This window comes from Shimia sediminis, from assembly GCF_003990645.1.
Lineage (GTDB): Bacteria > Pseudomonadota > Alphaproteobacteria > Rhodobacterales > Rhodobacteraceae > Shimia > Shimia sediminis.
The window spans coordinates 1-812 of the sequence record NZ_RYZK01000060.1; the positions used below are offsets into that span (position 1 = coordinate 1).

General features: G+C 50.9%; 1 pseudogene. It reads right to left on the bottom strand.

The window, feature by feature from the left end:
* A pseudogene (locus EK369_RS22860) lies at window positions 1-745 on the bottom strand (hypothetical protein); the annotation flags it as partial.
* Window positions 746-812 lie beyond the last annotated feature (67 nt).

An 812-nucleotide genomic window follows, 5' to 3' on the forward strand; every position in this document is an offset into this window, starting at 1 on the left:
GTTGTTGTTGTTCCTGTGGTGGCTGGGGTTGTGGAGCTTGTGGTGGTTGTTCTTGCTGCTGTGGTGGTTGTTGTTGTTCCTGTGGTGGCTGGGGTTGTGGAGCTTGTGGTGGTTGTTGTTGTTGTTGTGGTTCTTGTTGGTTTGGTTGTTCACGTGGATCCTGTTGCTGGGATTGGGATTGTTCCAGTTGTTGTGGAACTTCTTCGTGGATGTGGACTTCCTGAGGCATCATGGGAACTGGGATACGAATGAACTTGTTTGATCCGTCTTGACTTTGTTGACCTTCTTGTGGGATCAGCTGGATTTCCCTGGTTTCTTCCGAATCAGCTGGACGCTCTTCTGCGATCTGGACGATCATTTCGTGATTGGGTTGAAGTTTGTTGATCTGACGGAGAAGCTCTTCTGGGAAAGGAATTCGCGGTGGCATCATCATGGGGATGGCGTTTACAGGTACTCTTTGTTCGGAAGAAGGCTGGGATTCATCCTCTTTGGTATCGTCATCATCTTGCTGGACGTTGTTGTTGGCTTCTTGGACAGCACGTTGGGCAGCAGCCTGAGCAATGGCTCTTCTTGCAGCTTCTTGTACAGCCCTCTGTACAGCTTCGTGGGCAGCTGCTCTTCTGGCTGATTCTTCACGGGCCTGTTCGAATGCAATTCTACGAGCCTCTTCCTGAGCAGCTCTTTGGGCAGCTTCTTGTGCTGCAGCTACTTGGGCAGCTCTTTGAGCTGCTTCCATCATTGCCATTCTACGGGCTTCTTCCCTTTGGGATTCCATGACGGCAGCTCTTCGTGCTTCTTCTTCTCGTCTTGCG